16 protein-coding genes are annotated in these 14,429 nt (G+C 64.5%); 11 read left to right on the top strand and 5 right to left on the bottom strand.

The window, feature by feature from the left end:
• Positions 1-246 precede the first annotated feature (246 nt).
• The 6 genes from ACU6XJ_RS04705 (at position 247) to ACU6XJ_RS04680 (ending at position 4,067) form a co-directional block, all read left to right on the top strand.
• Positions 247-759, top strand: coding sequence for a hypothetical protein (locus ACU6XJ_RS04705; RefSeq protein ID WP_476307120.1), 513 nt, complete (start codon positions 247-249; stop codon positions 757-759).
• Positions 756-1,463, top strand: coding sequence for a hypothetical protein (locus tag ACU6XJ_RS04700; RefSeq protein WP_476307118.1), 708 nt, complete (start codon positions 756-758; stop codon positions 1,461-1,463). The genes ACU6XJ_RS04705 and ACU6XJ_RS04700 overlap by 4 nt, the downstream gene beginning before the upstream one ends.
• Positions 1,460-1,930 (top strand): hypothetical protein, encoded by a 471-nt coding sequence (locus tag ACU6XJ_RS04695; protein ID WP_476307116.1) that lies wholly within the window; start codon positions 1,460-1,462, stop codon positions 1,928-1,930. Before ACU6XJ_RS04700 ends, ACU6XJ_RS04695 begins: the two co-directional genes overlap by 4 nt.
• Before the next feature lie 120 nt (positions 1,931-2,050).
• Positions 2,051-2,587: a DUF3558 family protein gene (locus tag ACU6XJ_RS04690; RefSeq protein ID WP_476307114.1), complete on the top strand. Its 537-nt coding sequence runs from the start codon at positions 2,051-2,053 to the stop codon at positions 2,585-2,587.
• An 89-nt stretch (positions 2,588-2,676) separates the two neighbouring features.
• Positions 2,677-3,138, top strand: a complete 462-nt coding sequence (locus tag ACU6XJ_RS04685; protein WP_476307113.1) for a hypothetical protein — start codon at positions 2,677-2,679, stop codon at positions 3,136-3,138.
• Complete coding sequence (locus ACU6XJ_RS04680; protein WP_476307112.1) at positions 3,126-4,067, top strand: hypothetical protein; 942 nt, start codon at positions 3,126-3,128, stop codon at positions 4,065-4,067. The genes ACU6XJ_RS04685 and ACU6XJ_RS04680 overlap by 13 nt, the downstream gene beginning before the upstream one ends.
• 335 nt (positions 4,068-4,402) lie before the next feature.
• On the opposite strand, the gene ACU6XJ_RS04675 is transcribed toward ACU6XJ_RS04680, so the two are convergent.
• A complete protein-coding gene (locus tag ACU6XJ_RS04675) occupies positions 4,403-5,776 on the bottom strand; it encodes a pentapeptide repeat-containing protein (protein WP_476307111.1) in 1,374 nt (457 codons plus the stop codon).
• A 2,221-nt stretch (positions 5,777-7,997) separates the two neighbouring features.
• On the opposite strand from ACU6XJ_RS04675, the gene ACU6XJ_RS04670 reads away from it, so the two are divergent.
• The 5 genes from ACU6XJ_RS04670 (at position 7,998) to ACU6XJ_RS04650 (ending at position 11,010) form a co-directional block, all read left to right on the top strand.
• Complete coding sequence (locus ACU6XJ_RS04670) at positions 7,998-8,870, top strand: NucA/NucB deoxyribonuclease domain-containing protein (RefSeq protein ID WP_476307110.1); 873 nt, start codon at positions 7,998-8,000, stop codon at positions 8,868-8,870.
• 93 nt (positions 8,871-8,963) lie between these two features.
• On the top strand, positions 8,964-9,491 hold the full coding sequence (locus tag ACU6XJ_RS04665; protein ID WP_476307109.1) for a hypothetical protein: 528 nt from the start codon (positions 8,964-8,966) through the stop codon (positions 9,489-9,491).
• A 435-nt stretch (positions 9,492-9,926) separates the two neighbouring features.
• Positions 9,927-10,109 carry a YegP family protein gene (locus ACU6XJ_RS04660; RefSeq protein WP_476307107.1) on the top strand — a complete coding sequence of 61 codons (183 nt, stop codon included), beginning with the start codon at positions 9,927-9,929 and terminating at the stop codon, positions 10,107-10,109.
• 191 nt (positions 10,110-10,300) lie between these two features.
• Positions 10,301-10,483 carry a hypothetical protein gene (locus ACU6XJ_RS04655; protein WP_476307106.1) on the top strand — a complete coding sequence of 61 codons (183 nt, stop codon included), beginning with the start codon at positions 10,301-10,303 and terminating at the stop codon, positions 10,481-10,483.
• Positions 10,484-10,749: 266 nt separating this feature from the next.
• A complete protein-coding gene (locus ACU6XJ_RS04650) occupies positions 10,750-11,010 on the top strand; it encodes a DUF397 domain-containing protein (RefSeq protein WP_476307104.1) in 261 nt (86 codons plus the stop codon).
• A 175-nt stretch (positions 11,011-11,185) separates the two neighbouring features.
• Here the strand turns inward: ACU6XJ_RS04650 and ACU6XJ_RS04645 are convergent, their stop codons facing one another.
• From ACU6XJ_RS04645 to ACU6XJ_RS04630, 4 genes are all read right to left on the bottom strand, one after another.
• Positions 11,186-11,428 carry a hypothetical protein gene (locus ACU6XJ_RS04645; RefSeq protein WP_476307103.1) on the bottom strand — a complete coding sequence of 81 codons (243 nt, stop codon included), beginning with the start codon at positions 11,426-11,428 and terminating at the stop codon, positions 11,186-11,188.
• 110 nt (positions 11,429-11,538) lie between these two features.
• Positions 11,539-12,036: a hypothetical protein gene (locus ACU6XJ_RS04640; RefSeq protein WP_476307102.1), complete on the bottom strand. Its 498-nt coding sequence runs from the start codon at positions 12,034-12,036 to the stop codon at positions 11,539-11,541.
• Positions 12,037-13,321: 1,285 nt separating this feature from the next.
• Positions 13,322-13,912, bottom strand: a complete 591-nt coding sequence (locus tag ACU6XJ_RS04635) for a hypothetical protein (RefSeq protein ID WP_476307101.1) — start codon at positions 13,910-13,912, stop codon at positions 13,322-13,324.
• A complete protein-coding gene (locus tag ACU6XJ_RS04630; RefSeq protein ID WP_476307100.1) occupies positions 13,909-14,244 on the bottom strand; it encodes a PadR family transcriptional regulator in 336 nt (111 codons plus the stop codon). The genes ACU6XJ_RS04635 and ACU6XJ_RS04630 overlap by 4 nt, the downstream gene beginning before the upstream one ends.
• Positions 14,245-14,429 lie beyond the last annotated feature (185 nt).

The raw sequence follows: 14,429 nt of genomic DNA, 5'->3' as shown, positions 1-14,429 counted from the left end.
TTCCGGCGCATCGCCCGCCCGCTCTGTCCACAGTGCCAGGTACTGGCTCCGGCGGAGTGGCTTCGACCCCCGACCACATAGGAAGCGGGCAGCCCTCCTCGGCAAAAGGCTTCGGGCTGCCCACCAACGAACGGAAATCAGGATGGCAGACCACACCCGAATCGTCACCACCCGGTCGAACGGCGGCCGGAGAGGCTATGGCTACCCCGGTATCGCCTCCGGTCGTGCTACCGAGGTGGAGCCATCATGACCCAGGTACCACCGCTGGCCTTGTCGATCGCCGATGTCGACTCGCCGATCTACGTGCACACTATGCCGGATCTGGATGCCGAGATAACGCTGTGGCTCCAGTTCCCGCAGGTAGTGCCGGAGGCAATCGGCTGGGGTGTCACCAGCGCGTTGGACGGGATGCTGATCATGCCCCTGCGTGCCGGCCACGACGCGTTCGTGCACTGGGCGCTGCTCGTGCCCGGCCGCCGCTGCGGCCTGGTAGGCGGCACGGTGAGCAGCCTGTGCCGTGAGCCGTTCGACCTGCATCTGCTGGTGCCGGAACTGGCCTCGGGTCGCTGTTGCGGTTCCTGCGCGGTCAGTCGATGGGCGCTGCTGGACCCGAGTACCCAGGTAGCACCGCCGTTGGTGTGGACCGAGCCGCTGTTCCTGGCCAGTGCCACGCCCGGCCGCCCTTCGCTGCGCCTGGTGTTCTCGGCCGGCACGACAGCGGATGACGTGGTGCCGGAGTGGGCCGGGGCGGCGGCATGAGCACCGGGCAGGACCAGGCGCGGTTCGTGCTGTGCATGGTGGGCACGCCCGCAGTGCACCGCAAAACCTTCTCCACGGCCGAACATCTTGTCGGTGTCCTCGACCTCGTCATCAAGCGAGGACGGTGGCAGATACCGCCGCGGTTTTGGTGGGCGGCCACGACAGAGGTGTTCCTCCACGCCCGGCCGCAGGGTGATCACGTCGTGGATCACCTCGTCCGGCTGGGACCGGGTGAGCCGGTCGGCGACACCGTGCGCATCCTGTGCGCGCGGGAACCCGTGCGGGTGGCCGACCTCCGGACCGCGGTCGATCTGGACGCAATGGTCGACGCCCAACTGGCCGACACGGTGCTGTTGAACGCCTTCCGCGACCCAGGCGGCTGGTTCAGGACCACCTGCCAAGCCTGTGCCCGCCGGTATTACCTGTTGCGGGCCCTGCGTCGAGAGGGCGGGCCGGAGACGGTCCTGCTGCACGGACACCTCCCGCCCCGCCCCAGCACGCTGCGCCCCGCTCCCGACATCGCCGCGCTGATCACACGTCAGGCAGCACCACTCCGGCCGGAGCAGCGTCCCCCGACGGCCGCCGGCGCTGGCAGGGTGTCCGGCGGTGGTGGGGCGCCCGCAACGACGCAGGCGCCCCACCACCCCCTCGCCCGGATGCTCGTGCTACCTCGGCGCCACGCCGGGGAGGTGGTGTCCTCGTGACCGCCGACAAGCTCGTTCCCGAGCGCGTGATGACCGCGTTCTGGGCCCGGCGCCGCGTCCGGGCGGAGCTGAACAACCGCGACCGATGGTTGGAGACCTACTGCCGTGACCACACCGGCTGGTCATTGCGGACGCTGGAGGCGTTGCACCTGCTCTCCGACCCCGCCCACGCGGTATGGCTGCCCGCCGACCTGGGCAAAGCCTTGGGACTGGCCGAGCAGGACACGGCGGCGTGCCTGTACGAGGCGCACCGGGCCGGGTTGACCGCCATCGCGCTGCGCGGGACCGACGAGGGCCACGTCATCACCGACCGCGGCCGCGTCACCTTGGCCCAGGCCAGGGCGGTGCTGATGGACGCCGCCCTGGCCTGCTTCCACCCCGAGGGCCTGAACACACCACCAGCCGTGGATGTCGCGGCCGCATTTCTCGACGACCTGCTCGCCCACCAACCGCCGCCGTATCCCTGAGAAGCCACGACATCCACCCCGCCCGGGGAGGGCAGGCGGACCCGTTCGTGCCGAACCACCGCCTGCGCCCGACGAGGACTCATGCAGTGCAACTGAAGGACCACCAAGAAAGGCACCACGTTGATCATTTCCAAGACCGTCGCCGCGATCATGTACGCCGGGACCGCCCTGCTGGCGACCGGCTGTGGAACGGCCAGCACTCCACAGACCCCACCGGCGACAGCATCGCGCGACGCCGGCACACAGTCCCCAGCACAGCCGACCACGGCCGGTCTGGACCCGTGTGCGCTGATCGGGCCCGAAGGTGTGACCTCCCTGAACCTGCCGCAGGGCAAGCGGGCCGACTCCAACGGCAACCGCGTCTGCACCTGGGAGGTTCCGGGACAGGCGATCTCGGTGACGATCCGCGACCAGCACAATGCCGACACCATGCAGTTCCCGGGCCGCACGCTGTCGGACATCACGATCGGTCGGCACAGCGGCAAGCGGATCGAAGGCGGTCCGCTCGGAGCACGCTCGTGCGGGGTGATTCTCACCGTGGGCCGCAGCTCCAGCGTCTCCCTCACCTTCAGCACGTCGACCCCTGTCCAGCAGGAGGAGTCCTGCCTGATGACGATGGCGGCCGCCCGGATCGTGGAGTTGGAGCTTCCGCAGTGACCTCGGGGAACACCGTGCCCGACACCCCACCATCCACCGAGGACCGGCGCGCCGCCGCGGTCGGGTCGGCGATGAGCTCGCCTCCGCCCGTGGATCGTGAACACCCCGCGATCGCCGCGCTGAACGTAGACCAGCTGATGGTCCGGGCAGAGCGGTGGATGCGGGAACTCGAGTACGCCATGAGGGCCGGGGCCGGCATGTCGGTCTACCTGTGGTGCGCGCTGACGATCCTGGTCGACTCCGGTGGCCGGATCTCGCGCCGCGAGCTGATGACTCGGATGGGCCTTCAGGAAAGCACCGTCAGCACCGTCTTGGCGCGTCTCCTAGACGACAACCTGGCGACCCTCGTCCGCTGCGATCCCGCCAACAGAGTCCTCGTCACCGCGGTGATCACCTCTCACGGCCGCCAACGCCAAGAGAAAGGCAGCATGATCTGCGCGAGTGGCGGCGGCGATTGCCCTCCTCTTCCCGTGGTCAGCACCTCGTCTTGGGACACCCGGGAAAGCGACCCGGCCGGTCGCGACCTGACGAACACGAAATGCCGATCATGATGTTGAGTGTCAGGCGCTGCCTTTCAGGTCTGTTGCATCTGACGAATCCCTCCTTCGTCCTCTGCACGCCGGTCCTTGACCATGTCATGGCGGTGGACGGCGTTTCCGAGCGCTGCTCTGGCGTGGATGAGCTCGACGGCGTTCTGGTGCATGCCCAACAGCGGCTGTGGCCGGGCACTGTCGATTCCCAGGACACCGCCCAGCGCAGCTTGATCTACGAGGCGCTACACCAGGCCCGCAGGTTCCTGACCTACCCTGACCGGCGGTTCGCCGATGTGCTCGAGCCCGCCTTGGCCATCCGCAAGGCCATCGACGCGGCCGTTGCCTTGTTCGCCCCGGCGTCCACGCCCGCGAATCTCGACGTCGCGCTGCACATCGTGAGCGACTTCCCCGGCCCCTACGCGGGGCGGACCGAAGCGGTGATCGGGGTGGGTGACGACGATCAGGCCGAGCACGGACTCCGCCCCGGCGTCTACGCCCGCGAGACAGAGCTCGAGCCGTTCGTGTCGCCCCTGCTGGCGGTGCGCGAACTGGTGCACCTGCTGGTGGAGTACGGGACACAGCGCCAGCCCACCGGGAAGCCCGGGGTGTTCGAACACGGCGCCGCGGATGTCCTGGCGTTCCTGCACTTCGGCCACCTCCGGTTCGGAAACCACATCCCCTACCGCGCGTATCTGGCGACACGGGCCCACCCGTTCGGCGCCGCGCAGGATCCGACCGCCGACCGCCATGACCGCGGTGGCGATGACCCTATTGATCGCCTTGTCATTGCCGCTACCGGGTCGTTGACACAATCCGCAGCCAAATGGGTGGAAAAGTACAACCAAGACCACCACGCGATCAGAATCGCCGTTTGGTCATCAAATGACCTTGAAGCATTCCTCCGCAGAAAACCTGAGATTCTGAAAGAGTTCGGGCTGGTGGGCTAGATAGCACGATCTGTGCCTTCACGTTACGGTGCCTGAGGAAATGGAGGGTGCCGTCATCGAACCTCCAGCAGTCACCCGGCAGGGTGAACGGACTTCGGCCACCACGCTCCCATTCTGCTCCCACAGCGCCGCTCCCATAGACAGCGAAATCAGGAGTGTTCGTTGGGGAGCAAGCCTGTCGGCTTGCGCCTCTGCCGATGGGAGTTCAGCACAGACAGCGTCCTTGGGCACACCGCAATGGTCGTTATCCTGGACCAGGTGACACCGCGGCGCGAATCCCGTCAGTGGCGGGTTCCAGGTTCCGGTTAAGCCGAATAGGTTGCGTCTGGCCTGGGTCAATTCCGCTCGCTGCCGTGACATTCCGGGGCATCAGCCTGGTCACGGACATAGGAGGACTTCAGCTCCGTGGGGATGCCACCTTCAAACATCGTCCCGGCGAACGAGGTATCTCCTGCGAAAGTCACCTCGTCAAAGAAAACGTCTAGGGTGAACCTCGCCCTGTCGAACGATACGCCCTCATAAAAGGTAGCCCCGCCGAACCACACGAGCCCGGCGAAGGTCGCCTCGTCGAAGAGGGCCTCCTGGGTGAATCTCCCCTCATGGAAGAACGTGTCCCGGGTGAATCTCACTCCGCTGAACCAAGCGGTCCTCGCGAAGCTCGCTCCGCTGAACACTGCGTTCCTGGCGAAGCTCGCCCCTTTGAACCAGGCGGTCCCGATGAAGCTCGCCCCGCTGAACCTGCCTTTCGCGGTGAAGCTCGCCCGGTCGAATAAGGCGTCTCCGGCGAAATTCGCCCCATCGAATACGGCGTCTTCGGTGAAGGTTACCCCGTCGAACACGACGGTCCTGGCGAAGCTCGCCCCATCGAACAAGGTGTCTCCGGCGAATCTTGCCCCGCCGAACGAGGCGTTCCCAGTGAAGCTTGCCCCGCCGAACCAGGCGTGCCCGATGAAGCTCACCTGCGAGAAGTCCGCGCTATGGACCTGGCAGTTTGCGAAATCCAGGTCGACCACAATTGCATTGGTGAGATCGAGGTCGATACCGGCCCAAAACGTAGCAACCGGGCGCTTGAGATTGCGGCCAGGCCGCAGGTGTCGGCCGAGAATACGTTGTGCGGTGAGTCGGACCTCTCGTTCCTGAAGCCGTTCCTCGTCGATCGGGCTGGAGACATCGGGCGTTGAAGTGCGGGTAGCTTCTGGCGCCGTGACGCGGGCCTTGGACGAACGCAGCAAGGGGCGGCGTACTCCCAACCGCCGGACGCTGAACTTCTCGGCGGGTAAGGCATAGGGAGCACGGAGGTAGGAACATATGACATCGACTACGGTCTGGCGCTGCTCGGGGTTGTTTTGCGCGACCCGTTCCAGCGCATACAACGCCCCGGTGCGGACTGCGGCCCGGTCCGACCCGAGTTGCTCCACGGCCTTGACATACAACTCAGTCAGACGACGTTCGGCGGCATCGTGCTCGGTAGCCCACTGCCGCCGCCACGCCAATATCAACGTCATGATCGCGCCAGCACCCGCCCCCACTGTAAGTACGGTACGTACCAGGTTCAACCGCCCTGTGGAAGTGCTGGTGTCGAGCAGATGCGTGAGCACGAATGCGGCGACAGCGGTCACCATGACCACGGGCGCGACGATCAGGAGGGTAGCCCGCCACCACGACCCGCTACGTACCTGACCCTGAGGGATGGCTCTGCCGTTGTCCATCTGATCAGTTTGCCGCGAAGGTTGATCGCTGACGACCGAAAGGATCTCCAGAAGACGAACGCACCGAGGCGTTCTCTTCCTCCGCTGGCCACAAGACGCGTCACCTGATTGAGGAGCTATCAGGCGGGACCCCGCTTAAGCGTGCACAGTGCAGTCATGTCCAAGGCGAATCGAGATCCCGATAACGGTGACGTCCTGATCGGGGCTAAGCCCATTCGCGGCGTAGGTAGTCGACGGCCCTTACATGTAACCGTTCCTGACGAGTTGCCGGTCTTGACGCCGGAGGTATGCAAGGCTTTGCGTGCCGTTCTCGTGGAGCTCGCCCACAAGCCGGATCCAGCCTCGCAGCGATTGCGGCAGTAGGATTTCATGGCGAAGGCCGGGATCGTGTAGCGCGACGCTCCCACGTCCCCGTGTCTTTATCGGCCCCCGATCTGGTGGCCTGCTCCGATGCAGCAACTTCACCGCCGGGTATGGTCGGTATCGGCATCGGCCACGACTGAGCGACATCGAGCATGCGTTTCTTTCACTCGGCGCCAGCCGTGTTGGCCGGGCTGCCCCCCAAACCCTCATAACGGTCGGCTGCGGCATCACGCACCCGTTGACCACCAGGACGCCCCTATTCGTCCGGGCCTGTTCCGTGAGGTGTTGATTGTGGGCGGCGCGCAGGGTGTCCAGGGCATGGGGGGCCTGCTGATCCGAATCTCAGCAGGCTCGTAGAACCCACCCGCGCTCCGCCGGTGCGTGCTGCCTCGGCGAGGTGCAGGGGGTATGCGGAACAGCCAGTCCGCCAGGGCCGCCTCGCGCAACTGCTTGGGAGAAAGAGACGGGTAGCCGGATGCGGTAGCGTCGCGAACCGCTTCCACGGCGTCGGAGTGCCGGGGGCTGCGAATCGATGCACCCCGACTGGTGGCGCGGCAAAGGGAACGCCGTGAATTCGGCCACCCGTCATCCCAGACTCCTTGGACAGTTCCGGCGAAGTGCGCACCTGACTGATCGTGATCTGTACTCTCGCGTCGGCCCGAACCCGCAGTCGTGTGAATAGAGATTGATTGCGGGACGTCCGGTGTGGTGGATGGCGACGCCGCCGAATATGCCGAGGTAGAGCAGGTTGTCGGGGAGTCGGTAGTCGCGCCGCGCGGAATGGACGTAGTGGGTGAGGGCGTCGGATTCGGCGAGTCAGTGGGGCACGTCCACCGAGATGAATGGCGCCACGGCTCTTAGGGTGGCGCCACCGGTACCTTGTCCGATGGCCTGTTGATCATCAGAGTGCCGTTCAAGCCTCGGTGCTGCCGCAGCAGCGTTCTTCAGCGCTTCGGGCTTCTCGAGGTCCAGGCGGGGCAGCCACCAGCGTGCCAGGTATGAGGGTCGCATACCTGATTTCGTCGGCCCCGATGTGCTGCCCGGAATGGTGTCTCGGATGAGGGTGAACAGCCCGACGATTCGCCGCTTGCGGGGCCGGAGACGCGTTGACAAGCGAGACCGGTGGGCGGATCAGCGGGAGATCGACGCCGAACAGCGCACAGGGCCGTGAGAATGCGTGCAGCTGGGAGATATTCAGCTCGGGCTCGGCAGCCGGTTCATCGACAGAACGGACGACACGGTACCGGAAACCGGCCAGGCATCAGGCTGGCGACGGGTGTCGGTGGCAGGATTGGGTGTATTGTCGTGAAAATGTAATAGCCCGGATGGTTCTCAATTCCGTAGGCTGTTTTCCCTATCGGGACGGGCCAGTGGATCCCAAAAGCTCTGGCGGACTACTCCGATGAGGTAAGGATAAGTGCGTCAAGACCTAGACTGGGTGCGGATAGTTAAGATCGCCTGGAGGCCTTCCGCATGCCACTACGGAGGCCGTGATGAAGGGGGAAAATCTATGCTCTTAGGGAAACGTATTTCGGTATTAGCGGCGGTCTGTTTGACGCTGTCAGGGGGTGCCGCGCTTTCCGGTGCCTCTGCCGGGGATATGACCACCAGCAGGCCCCTGCCGAGCCTTGTCGGAACTCCGGTCGAGGCGAGTTCGCGGACCTGCGATCGCGTCTTGGCCAGTCCCGGTGGGCAAGGCACGGTGATGTGTTCCATTGACCCGCGGGAGCTCCCCGGAGCCCGGGATAAGATAGCGGAGTTCGCAAAAAAAACGCCAGGCAGGGTAGCTGATCCCTCCCCTGCCTGCATTCAGGACAAGCTGGATACCAACCGTTTCGAATCATGTTCGTTGAGTGCGGTGGCCTTCAAGCTGATCGAACTTCAGACCGGCCGAGAGGTTGGCAGAGGATTACTGGGTGTGGTTTCCAGGGCAACCTTGAACGGGCGGGACCGGGCGTGGGGGCAGAAGCAGGAAGCCACCCTTCTTCAAGCCGAGGAAGCCGCCAAGCTCGGCGTGGTGGCCTTCTCAACCGCCACCCCGTCAAACGGAAATTTCACCTCCACTGCCTCCGAGATCAAAACCATCGTGAAATTGAACGAGAAGGTCGACCTAGACTATGAAATCCGATCTTCCGGAAACCAGACCGTAACCGGTGACCTGCAGCCTGCGATCACCATCGGAGCCGTCGCGCCTGCGGTGAACCCTCTGCGGTTCGAGACCGGACCGCCGGCAACGGTGCGCTGCGATTCCACCCGCGGCGTGGGTCCGGCGACAGGTGGCTGCGTCCACCCGAAATTCACTCCGACCTACGATGTCTCGACCCTGAACAAGGATACCGATCAGGTCGCCTGGCATATCCAGTGGGCTCAACGAAACCTCAAGAACCAGTGGGGTTGGAAAGGGCGTGGTCCGGCGCTGACGAGGACGACTGATCAAGCCCTCATCCAGGCCAACCGCAATACCGCCTGCCCCAGCAGTCTTCCCAGGCCCGAGGGCAAGTCGTGTGACGAATACCCGTTCGCCAGTACTTACCAGGGAGCTTCGAGGAACAGCGACTACTCCTGTCAGTTCGTCCCGGAAAGAACCAACAGTCTTGAGGGGAGCCGCTACCGCAGGCCCTGGTACAACGCAAATCGCGTTCTCGACGGAGATCAATTCTGGGTCAATGTCGTGTTGCCACCAGGGGTCTCCCGCGAATCCCTGCCGGTGAACGCCGGTTGCGGAAGGTAACATCGTGACTGTGGAAGGGGCTGGTGCCGTCAGCGCTGGTCCCTTCCAACGCATGAAAGCTTGTCATCTGGCTGTTTGATGGAGGTTGACCGATTGGACGCGAACCTGGTGAGTGTGCGGGCCGAGGTGTTCATCGAGGACAATCTCTTTTATGTCCTCAACCCCGAGGACAACGACAGTCCCTACTTCACCGGTGAATTCCCCACACCCGACAGCACCGGACTTGTCGCCGCCGTACCTAACTTCATCGCCGTGAGCTGCGGACTACATCTCGGTAAAATACAGGTCACCTGTGAAACGTGGGATCATGCACCCGGGGTCACCCTCGATGAGTGGGACGATGTTGTCGAAGTCTCGGTTCCCTGGACCGGGGCCGAGGCTGCGATCTGGGGAGCAGACGTCAACCAACCCGAGAGCATCCGTGTCTCCCTGCCCCACCGGCAGGGCCACCCCATTCGGGTGCGAGCCTCCGTCAGAAACCGCGACGCGGGCGAGGACCGCACCGACACCGATCCCGTCGAAACCCACCTCATCCAAATCTGGCCCGAACCAACCGCAGACCCTGCGTTGCTCAAGACCACAGACAAAACCGGGCAGAGACTGCGCCACTACCGCTCGTGACCAAAGGGACTACCACAGAAAACTGCTTGTGCGCCGCGTGGAGGGCATAGCGCCACCGCCAACTGCGTTCGTGCTCAACCCGGCCGCGGCCTTTTGCTCGAAGCACCGGTTTGCCGATGAACGGGCTTCGTTGGCACTCACTCGGCGGTCTTCGTGGCTTTCCTGGGTGGCCTCCTACTGCCCACAGGTTGCCGCTCTGACGACAGCGGCACCGATACCCGGGTGGGCCTCACGTGGCTGAGCCGGACGGACGGAGGTTCCGTTGGGCCGGGACGATCCATACGTGAGGCGCCGATAGGACAGGCGGTGTTGCCTTATCGGCGCCTTCGCTCCGCTTACGGTGCTGGAACCCGAGAGCCCCTGCCGTGCTGCAGGCCGGGCCGCCTCGGTCGACACTCAACAGGTCCGACGTCCCCCAGCCGCGAGGAGATGACCATGGCGGCGAAGTTCGAGTACTACGGGGACCGGGCGGGCAAGTGGCGTTGGCGGCTTAAGGCCGCCAACGGGGAGCCGGTGGCCAGCGGTGAGGCCTACGAGTCCAAGTCGGGGGTGCTGAGAGGAATCGAGGCGGTGAAGAAGGCCGCCGCCGATGCTGCGACGGTCGAGGCTTCCTCGTAGAGAACGAAACGGCGGCTCCTCCCCTTCGGGAAGGCCGCCGTTTGTCTGCAGGCGGACCCGACTGCTGGGTCGGATCACTAGCCACCCAGAAGAACAGGCAGCCAGCCTTCGTTCGTCTATCCCGTGATCGAAGGATGACCGGCCGGGCGTCACCTGTCTGCTCACGGGGCGGCGGCTTCGTCTAGCCTGTCATGGTCACGCTGGTGTACGGCCGGCGGCGCATATCGGAGCTCGCGATGGGCGTCCCGGGCGTTCGCGACCAGGTCTGCGGCGAGGTCGTGATTGGTTACACGCGTCAGTTGGTGCCGCAGGCGAGCGACCACCAACCCGACCACCTCACCGACCTCGGTGGGAGCGGGACCGGTGAAGGCTGATCCCTCGGCCGCCATGGTCTCTCCCATGCACCGGACATACCCGATCGGGTCGCCCCACACCCGGCTGGCGAAGCCGCATCACCGGATGTCGCAGCCCGATGCGTCCAGGACGTTGTCGGCCCTTGGTCCACGGACTGCGTCGACCACAGTCCGAGCACATGAAGAAAGATCACATCGGGTAGCCCCGCGGTTCCAGTAGGAGCGGAGCAGGGGCTGCCGCAACAGGATTCGGTGATGTCCTTGCCTCGTGGGAGAGGCGGTGCGGTGTGAGGGACAACGGCGTCTGGCGCAAGAGCACCTTCAGCGGCCCCAACGGGAGCTGTGTCGAAGTCGGTTGGTCGACGGGCCCGACCGGTCGAGGTGATCACCGGCGAAGTTGCGGGAGGGTCGCGGTGCGCGATTCGAAGAACCCTGCTTCGGGACACTTGGTCTTCACCTGCGGGGTGTGGCGATGCTTCCTCCGAGGTGTGCGTACCGAGGACCGCTTATCGCAGGCGACATCCCGGCGTTGCTTTGCCGTCCGCTGAAGGGCTAGAGCCCGATGCCGGTCAACGCATTGAGTCGCCTGACAGGCGTCTCGTCGGGCGGTCGGCGACGACCGGAACAACTCGTCCCCGGCTGATCTCCGGGAACCATGCGGGCGCTCCCGCTCGTCGCAACCCGACGCGCCCGCCCCGCGGACTGCGCTCCGGACCGTAAGGATCAGATCTTGATGATGCGGCCCGTTCGGGCATCAATCATGTAGCTGCCCTGTGGAAGCGCCGAGTCGGCCGCCACCGGCGGTGCGACGATCTCGCCGCTGTCCGAGTTCGTGACCACTCCCGTACGAGCGTCGATCGAAACCCTCGACGGCTCCATGGCCCGGGTCGGCTGTGCGACCGCCATGCTCCCCGTCGTGGCGATCAGCAGCGCCACGAGCGTCATGCCGTGCTCCACCAGCCGCATCTCGACCTCCCTGTAGGTGGATTCTGATCATAACCTCACCGAACTGTTGCGGACGGTATCGACCCGGCGAGGGCGTCGATTTCCCTCGCCGGGTCGAGAAGCAACACGGGTCAGACGATTCCGACGACCCTGATGTTCACCATCTCAGTGAAACCGGCGTGGCTCCACGGTGCCTGGACCGGTCCCACGTGATTGCCACCGGAGGAGTCGCGCCAGGCCACAGAGCCCGCCCACCTTCCGGTGTCGTAGGAGATGATGTATGGCTTGTCCACCCTTATTGTTCCGGAGTTCTCGAAACAGGAAGGAAGGAACGGAACCGGTTGAGGATTCAGTCTGAAGAAGTCATTGCGACCTTCGCAGACCGACCACGGCACCTCGTTGATCCGGCTCTGGCCCTCGGGTAGCTCGGCCACCTTTTCCGCCTTGGCGACGATCTTGCCGGTGGCGGCGTCCCGATACTCGCCGGTCATGGCGTCGATGACGTAGTTGCCCTGGGGCAAGACCTGCGATCCCGCCTGCACCTGGCCCCGTGGCGCCTCCGGCGCCCCGGCTACGGCTGAACCTGCGGGTAGCACTGCCAGCACCGTTGCCAGCCCGACCATGGCCACGGCAACACGCCGCCGCATGTTTTCGAATGACAAGATTCCCCCTGCTCTCAAAGCACATGGGAAGTCATCGAAATGGACGTTTTCGATGACTGGTTTTGATATCGTGATCGTCCCCTGTCGCCTCCAGAGTGTAGGAGTACAACTCTTCTTGGACAAGCATTTCCGATAATTTGGACAGGCCCCGCATTATTGAGTGCATTCGAACTCTGTCGGCCGGGTGAAAGTTATCCCGAACATCGACGAGGGCATGCTGCTCTTCGCCCAGGCCCTGCGCGCGAAAGGCACCCCGGTGCCCGACAACACCCCTCGGCGGCCTCGCTGTATCGGGCGCTCGCCGACGCCGAAACCGAGGTCCCCGGCAGGACAAGCGCATCGCCAGCGGGTTCCGTTCGGTGATCCGGCCGGTGACACTCGGGATATGAGAACGCGGACGTAACTCGGCGGCGGCACTTGGCCCAGCCCAGCCGGGTTTCGCATCCCAGCCGAAGCCCAGTGATGACGCCGTCCCTACCGAGGGACGAGAGCATCGCCTTCGTACGGGTCGCCTGGCTGGACGTTGCCCGTCGAGGCCGCCGAGCGGGATGCGCCGGCGGTGTCTTCATCAGACCTGCGCCGTGTGGGAGCGTCGAGGGGTAGGGGTGTTTCCGGTCGTTTCGGTGACCTGCTGAGCAGGAGAAACCGCGTGGGTGACGGGACGAGTGCAGGCAGGCGGCGCGGGCGTTCTGCCATCCGATTCCTCATTGCAGGACTGGGTTTCCGGACCGAGCCGGTCGTGTAGGGCCAGCAGTGGCCCAATCTGCTGGTGCTGCTCGCCGTCGTGGTCGTCCTCACCCCGCTTTTCCTGCTGACACCCACCCCATTGCTGGAACGGGTCAACGTGACCGGAGGAGATCAACCGCAGTTGTGCTTCGAGATCAACCTTGTGTGCGGCGATGGCGATGAGGGGTGGAGTAGCCGGGCTCTTTGCCGCCTGAATTCGTGTGGACCTCGATGAGGTTGTCGCAGTGCCTCATCGCGTTCGCGAGGTTGTCCACGGCGTTCCGAACGTCCATTTCCGCAGGCTATGATGGCGCACTCAGGTGCGCTGGTAGATCGTCATCGCGCCGTGACGAGGTCGTTGCGCGGGCGAGGCTGGCCCTTTAATTCCGTCGGACGGGTGCGGACCACCTGTCGATCCGGGATTTGCTAGTTTCATCTTTCGGTCCTGCATGAGCATTGGACGAACGAAACAATTAGCCGGGATCAAGCGGGGCAGCGGCCGAGAAAAGGGGTTCACGATGCGGGGTCAGTCGGCAGCCTGGCCCGGAGAAAACGATGGCTCCTCATCGAGCAGGCGTTTGCGTGCATAAACCTTCAGCAGGTCGTGCAGCCGATACTCGCCAGTTTCAGGAAGTACCTCAAGCATGTGGGCGCTGACGAGCCCGTCGAGTGTCTGGTCTGAGTCGGTTCCCGCCAGCTGCTTCGCGTCAGAGCGGCTGAAGGTGGCCTCCCAGTCAAGGACGCCCAGGCGTTTGTAGAGTTGCTGCGCTTCTGGTGACAGTGCCTCGTAGGACCAGTCGAATACTTTCCAAACTGCGTCCGCCGGGATTTTCTCCGGGGTTTGAACTTTCAGGCCTCGTTTGAGGGTCCAGCGCATGCGTGGAATGACAAGCAGGTATCCGAATGCGGCGACCAAGGCGGAGAGCTTGCCCGGAACGGCCTCGACATTGGCCGCCCACTCCTCTTCATATCGCGTTCGCGCCTCCGGCTGTCCCAGCCGACGAGCGGCCCAACGTACCAGCATGACTGCAAGCCGTGGGCTCCAATCTCGGAGCTCGTCCAAGGCGAGCGGCAGGAGAATGGCGGTCAGCAGTAGCGCCGCTATGCCCGCACTCATATCGCTCCCCCCATTCCGGGAACGATGCCTCGCTTTTGGCTGTTGGCCCGGCGCCCTGCAGGTCGTCGCTCGGCGAGGACGGCCCGCGTCGCCGTGAGGCCGTCGGGACTGAGCCGATAGAACCGCCGCCGAGGCCCTCGAACGCTCGAATCGTCGGTTTCCCACTCACTGGTGACCCATCCAGCCTGCTCCAGCCGGGCCAGAATCGGAAACACACTCCCGGTCGGGCGGTTGATCTCCTTGGCGATCTTCAGGCCGTACAGCTCGTCATCAGGGCCAAGCAGAACCTGCAACACGTCCAGTGTTGCATCGGTAATCCGCAGCTCGCCCACCCTTCAACTCTAGATATGTAGAGATAGCGATGCAAGATGCTGCCTCGCCGGGATGTTGAGTCGCCCTGACCTGTGTGAACCGCGGCTTTCACTCGCTCGATGTCCTGGTTTCCTCACGTCCGCCTGCGTGGAGGCCGCAAGCGCGGATGTCCGCGATTGTCGTGCGCCACAGGCGGCAACCCGGC

The organism is Actinorectispora metalli, assembly GCF_056323685.1.
The sequence above is the reverse complement of the archived record's forward strand: the minus strand, read 5'-3'. Positions and strand labels throughout refer to the sequence as shown.

Excerpts from the sequence above, each read along its gene's own strand:
- ACU6XJ_RS04705 (WP_476307120.1), top strand. The coding sequence starts at position 247 with ATGACCCAGGTACCACCGCTGGCCTTGTCGATCGCCGATGTCGACTCG.
- ACU6XJ_RS04680 (WP_476307112.1), top strand. The coding sequence starts at position 3,126 with ATGCCGATCATGATGTTGAGTGTCAGGCGCTGCCTTTCAGGTCTGTTG.
- ACU6XJ_RS04655 (WP_476307106.1), top strand. The coding sequence starts at position 10,301 with ATGGTCACGCTGGTGTACGGCCGGCGGCGCATATCGGAGCTCGCGATG.
- ACU6XJ_RS04675 (WP_476307111.1), bottom strand. The coding sequence starts at position 5,776 with ATGGACAACGGCAGAGCCATCCCTCAGGGTCAGGTACGTAGCGGGTCG.
- ACU6XJ_RS04645 (WP_476307103.1), bottom strand. The coding sequence starts at position 11,428 with ATGCGGCTGGTGGAGCACGGCATGACGCTCGTGGCGCTGCTGATCGCC.
- ACU6XJ_RS04635 (WP_476307101.1), bottom strand. The coding sequence starts at position 13,912 with ATGAGTGCGGGCATAGCGGCGCTACTGCTGACCGCCATTCTCCTGCCG.
- ACU6XJ_RS04700 (WP_476307118.1), top strand. The coding sequence starts at position 756 with ATGAGCACCGGGCAGGACCAGGCGCGGTTCGTGCTGTGCATGGTGGGC.
- ACU6XJ_RS04660 (WP_476307107.1), top strand. The coding sequence starts at position 9,927 with ATGGCGGCGAAGTTCGAGTACTACGGGGACCGGGCGGGCAAGTGGCGT.